This window comes from Sphingopyxis sp. (assembly GCF_036402335.1).
Taxonomy (GTDB): Bacteria; Pseudomonadota; Alphaproteobacteria; order Sphingomonadales; family Sphingomonadaceae; genus Sphingopyxis.
Genome location: NZ_DASWTD010000625.1, coordinates 1 through 5,150, shown reverse-complemented (window position 1 = coordinate 5,150; position 5,150 = coordinate 1). Strand labels below are relative to the sequence as shown.

The 5,150-nt window shown below is 64.4% G+C and carries 4 protein-coding genes; all 4 read right to left on the bottom strand.

Going from position 1 to position 5,150, the window contains the following annotated elements:
* A partial coding sequence (locus VGD20_RS20080) for a TonB-dependent receptor (protein ID WP_331136145.1) occupies positions 1 to 1,730 on the bottom strand: 1,730 nt, incomplete at its 3' end.
* An 87-nt stretch (positions 1,731 to 1,817) separates the two neighbouring features.
* Positions 1,818 to 2,885 carry a Leu/Phe/Val dehydrogenase gene (locus tag VGD20_RS20075; RefSeq protein ID WP_331136144.1) on the bottom strand — a complete coding sequence of 356 codons (1,068 nt, stop codon included), beginning with the start codon at positions 2,883 to 2,885 and terminating at the stop codon, positions 1,818 to 1,820.
* Positions 2,886 to 2,984: 99 nt separating this feature from the next.
* Entirely contained in the window at positions 2,985 to 4,112 is a 1,128-nt protein-coding gene (locus tag VGD20_RS20070) for a hypothetical protein (protein ID WP_331136143.1), read from the bottom strand.
* 80 nt (positions 4,113 to 4,192) lie between these two features.
* The coding region (gene tdh, locus VGD20_RS20065) for an L-threonine 3-dehydrogenase (protein WP_331136142.1) at positions 4,193 to 5,150 on the bottom strand (958 nt) is incomplete at its 5' end.

Sequence of the window (5,150 nt, the reverse complement as noted above, 5' to 3'; positions counted from 1 at the left end):
GCGTTTTGCGCGAAATTGAGACCGCTGAGCTGGCGTTTGAGCTGGATATCGCTCCAGTCGATGTAGAAGCCCGTCACGTCGAGGAGCAGCTTGCGATCCCACAGGTCGACACGCGTTCCGATCTCGAAATTCCAAAGCGAGTCGCTATCGTAGGAGGACGGGATTCCCGGGAGCGCGGAGAGGTTCGAGCCGCCGAAGCGGAACCCCTTCGATGCCAGCCCATAGACCATGACGTCCTCACTCGGCTTCCACGTAACCGACGCCTTGGGACTGAAACCGCTCCATTTGCGCGAGCCCGAGATCGACTGCTCATATTCGCCGGCGTTAAGGAGCACGAACAGGCCGTATGCATCGGAGCCGTTCACCAGCCGCTGTTCGAACAGGCGTCCCCCGAGCGTCGCCTCGAACCGGTCGCTGAAATTATAGGTCAGTTCGCCGAAAAGCGCCATTTCCTTTGCCGTCGCGGGGAGCGACGCGTCGACCAGCAGGTCGCCGGGCGCGAGCAGCTGGCCACTGTCGGCGGGCAGCCCCAGCAACGGTCCGGCCACATCGACGAAGTCGGCCAGCCCTTCAGCATAGATCACCTGGCGCTGGCGCATCTTCGTACGGTCGTACATCGCGCCGATCAGATATTCGAAAGTCGACCCGGCGGGCGATGCGATCCGGATTTCGAACGTGTTGCCCTTGCTGCTGCCGGGTCCGAACGAAGAGATGGGTGCGAGACCGAACAGGGCATCGCTCAGCCCGCCGGTGAGATCACTGAGCCCGTCGGTCTTTTTTTCATGGCGCGTCGCGGTCGCGGTAACCGTGCCGATCGCGAGCTCCTGATCGAGGCGGAACTGGTGCAGCAGCGTGCCGAACGTCGAGAATTCCGGCGCCTCCGTGCTCTTCCCGAGTTCGGCGCCCGACCCCGCCTGCCGGTAGCCCGAGTCATCGGTGCGCTGGTGCTGCTCGAGGTAGAGATAGTTGAACGTCGTCGTCTCGGTCGGCGCCCAAGTGGCGAGAATACGGCCTCCCTTGGTCACCGTCCGGTTGGCGTCGCGCTCACCGGTGCCGAGATTGTCGATATATCCGGCATCTTCACGATAGACGAAAACCCCGCGCACCCCGAGCTTCCCGGCGACGACGGGCGCGTTGAGCATCAGTTTCGCAGCTCCGCCGGTTCTCCCGTGGCGGGTGCTCCGCAAGCTTCCCTGGAAGCGCGCGCCGAAATCGTCGAGGTCGGGCCGCGCGGCCTGGTAGTTGATCGCGCCGCCGAGCGACGAGGATCCGAACAGCGTCCCCTGCGGGCCGCGCAGGATCGCGACATTGTCGACGTCGAAGGTGTCGATGTCAGGCGTCCCGATCGAAAGCGACGGATCGGTCAGCGGGACTTCGTTGATGAAGATTCCGGTCGTCGCCTGCCCGATGTCCTGCCCCGTCGTCGTGCCGACGCCGCGGATGATTACCGAACCCGAACCCGGCGTGGTCGCATTGAAGACGACGCCTGGGGTGCGCGTCAGATAATCCGAGAGCCCCTGCGCCCCCAACTTGTCGAGTTCCTCGCCGGTCAGCGCCGAAATCGAGCCCGCGATTTCGCGGACGGGTTCGGCGCGCTTGGTTGCCGTGACGACGATGTCGTCGGGCAGGGCCGACGCGTCGCCACGCCCCGGCGCGCCTTGCGCCACCGCCGAAACCGGGACCGCCGCCGCGGTCGCCAGAAGCAGATAGTGAATGATCGGGTATCGCATGTCAGCCCTCCTCCGGTTTGTCGTTAGTCCGGACGCCGCCTTCTGCTCCGCGCGTTCCCAGCCGTGCGAAGGCGTACCTCCGCCCCGTCAGGCCTGCGAACCACTTTGCGGCGATCGGCCGATCAGTTCACAGGCAAGATGTTGCGCAATCAGTTCGGGCGCGCGGCCTTCGGCCTCGGCGCGACTGAAGATATCGAGCAGCCGCTGGCGAATGACCGCGAGGCTTTCATCGAGTCGCGGAAAGGCCCCGCCGCGCCCCGGCCGGGCCCCTCCGCCCGTAATGCCGCTGATGATGCCGCCGGCGTTCATCACATAATCGGGCGCGAAGAGAATGCCGCGAGCTGCCAGGCGTTCGCCCGCGGCCGGCGAGGCCAGCTGGTTGTTCGCCGCGCCGGCCACCGCGGCCGCCCGGATCTCGTCGCTCGTTTCTTCAGTCAGGATACCGCCCAGCGCGCAGGGACAGAAAATATCGACGTTCGCGCGGTGAATGTCGCCAGGGGCCGAAGCCTCGGCACCGAAGCGCGCTACGGCAAGGTCGACGGCCTCGGGGCGGATGTCCGACACCACAAGTCGCGCCCCTGCAGCATGGAGCCGTTCGGCCACCCCCATCCCCACCGCACCGAGGCCCTGGACCGCAAAGCGCAGGCCATCGAAGCCGGCACGCCCGAACCGGTGGGCGATCACGGCTTCGAGCCCGTGCATCACCCCGACGGCGGTGTGGATCGACGGGTCGCCCGTCCCGGCCGATGTCCCCCCGACATAGCGCGTGACCTCGCTGACGACGTCGATATCCGCCATTCCCATCCCGACATCTTCGCCAGTCGAGAAAATTCCGCCGAGCCGATCGATGAACGCGCCGTAGGCGTGAAGAAAATCGCGCGACTTGAGCTGAGACGGATTCCCGACGATAACCGCCTTGCCGCCGCCGACCGGAAGCCCCGCGAGCGCGGATTTGTAGGACATCGCGCGCGACAGGCGCAGCGCATCGTCGACGGCGTCCCCGTTCGAGGCATAGGGCTTGAACCGCGTGCCTCCCGCCGCGGTGCCGAGCGCGGTCGAATGGATCGCGATGATCGCTTTCAGTCCGGTCTGCTCGTCCGCGAACAGGCAAACCTGCTCGTGCGCGTCGAACTCCGGCGAATCCCAAATATGCATCCCGATCCTCCCGGATGCGGTCATGCGCATTTGGCGAGTGCCATTCAAGCAAAATCTTTCCATTTAGAAAAATATTCCGCTGGAGAAATGTCGACCCGCTCATTCTCGGCTGCCTTCGCAAGCGGCAGCGTGCGTGCGCGTGCGCCACAACCGCGCGGCACCAAGGGTCAGAAGCGGCGCCACATAAACAAGAAGAAAGAGGTAGGCGAGCCAGCGGTATCCGTCGGCGATCAAGGCTACGAGGCCAACGCGATCTGCGACAACGACGGCGAAAAGCAGGACGGCCGATGTCGAGGCGAGCCGTTGGAACGGAGTCAGACCGCGGTCGCGCCTTGCCCGCGTGGCGATCATATTCGACAACCGCTCGTTGATGGCGTGGACGCCACCGACGCCGCTTTCGAGCATTGCTGCAAGGATCATCAGCTGAAAAATCACGCGGAACCAAGGCATATCCAGTTGCGAAAGCAGAAAATCGGACGGCAGCGGATGAACGAGCAGTGTGTCCGCGAAGCCGATCATGGCGAGAAAGAAGAGCGCCGCGGGCAGCATCGCGAGCGGGCCGCACAAGAGCCCTGCCGCAACGGCATCGCGCCGCGAGCGCAGGTGACGCGTAACCGGCAGGATCACGATCGCACCGATGATATTGTATATCGCATAGGTCGTGCCGCCCGCGATCCAGCCGTCGGATGGCGCCGGATGGCCAAGTCCGGTCGAGATCCGGTCGCCGAAGCGCCAGAGTGCCAAGACGAAGAAGAGCAGATAGGTGCCGTAGAGAAGGACCGACACATATTTGAACAGGCTTTCGACCGCGTCGTTCCCGCACGATGCGACGACAGCGATAGCGACCGCGAGGCCAATCGCCCCGGCATAGGCGGGAAAACCGGCAAGCGCGCTCCCGACCTGACCGGCTGCCGCCGCGAAAACAGCGAGAATCACGACAAGAGCGAGCAGGAAGGCGATCTCGTACGCGAACCAGCCACACCCGAGCAACGCCTTGAAGAAGGTCCGATAATCGCGGCTGCGGGTCTCGAAAGCGAACGCGAAGGTCAGCGCGCAGACAAGGCTCCAGATCACGGTTGCGAGCGCGAGCGCCTTGAACCCGCCGACCGCGCCGCTCGGGAGGAAGAAAGACGCGAGTTCGCGCCCGGTAGCGTAGCCGCCGCCGATCACTGCTGCCTTGAATGCCAGCCCCGGCAGGAAAATCCGCTCGAAAAACCCCGCGCGCATCCATGTATCCCCCTACGGAAATATTTTCTGTAGAGAAATTTTCAGGGCACCGGAAGCCTGAAAGTCGAATTGCGCCGCTTCTAGCTCCAGTCGAGGAGAACTTTGCCAGCGATGCCCGAACGCGCGGCATCGAAGCCCAGCTGAAAGTCGGTCTTGGCGAAGCGATGCGTTATCAGGGGTGACAGGTCGAGGCCGCTTCGCAGGATTCCGAGCATCTTGTCCCAGGTCCGGAACATTTCGCGTCCGTAGACGCCCTTGATGGTCAGCGCCTTCAAGATAATTTCGGACCAGTTAACCTGCATCGGTTCGCCCGGGATGCCGAGCAGCGCCAGATTGCCGCCCATGCGCAAGGCATCAATCGCCTGCGCAAGTCCGGCATGATTACCCGACATCTCGAGCGCCACATCGACCCCGCCCGCAAGTCCGAGCCGATCGAGAATCTCGCGCAGATCCTGACGCGCGACGTTGACCGGACGCACGTCGGCGAGCCTGGCGGCCAGTTCGAGGCGATAGTCGTTGACATCGGTGATCAGGACGTTCGCGGCACCGGCCCGGCGCGCGACGGCCGCCGCCATGATGCCGATCGGGCCGGCCCCGGTGACGAGGATATTCTCGCCGAGCAGATCGAACTGCTGTGCCGTGTGGACGGCGTTGCCCAAGGGGTCGAGGAGCGCACCGAAATCGTCGCCGACCTCGTCGGGAAGCGGCACGACGTTGAATGCCGGGATCACGAGATAGTCGGCGAAGGCTCCCTGCCTGTTGACGCCGACGCCGCTGGTGTCGGGATCGAGATGAAACTGCCCGGCCCGCGCCGCCGCCGAATCGAAATCGATGATATGCCCCTCGCCCGAGACGCGCTGCCCGATCCGCAGCTTGCGGCGGACGCCCGAGCCAATTGCGACGATCTCGCCCGCGAATTCATGCCCGACGATCATGGGGACGGGGATGGTCTTCGCCGCCCAGCTATCCCAGTTGTAGATATGGATATCGGTCCCGCAGATCGCGGTCCGCTTGACGCGGATCAGGACATCGTCGGGT

Excerpts from the sequence above, each read along its gene's own strand:
- VGD20_RS20075 (WP_331136144.1), bottom strand. The coding sequence starts at position 2,885 with ATGCATATTTGGGATTCGCCGGAGTTCGACGCGCACGAGCAGGTTTGC.
- VGD20_RS20070 (WP_331136143.1), bottom strand. The coding sequence starts at position 4,112 with ATGCGCGCGGGGTTTTTCGAGCGGATTTTCCTGCCGGGGCTGGCATTC.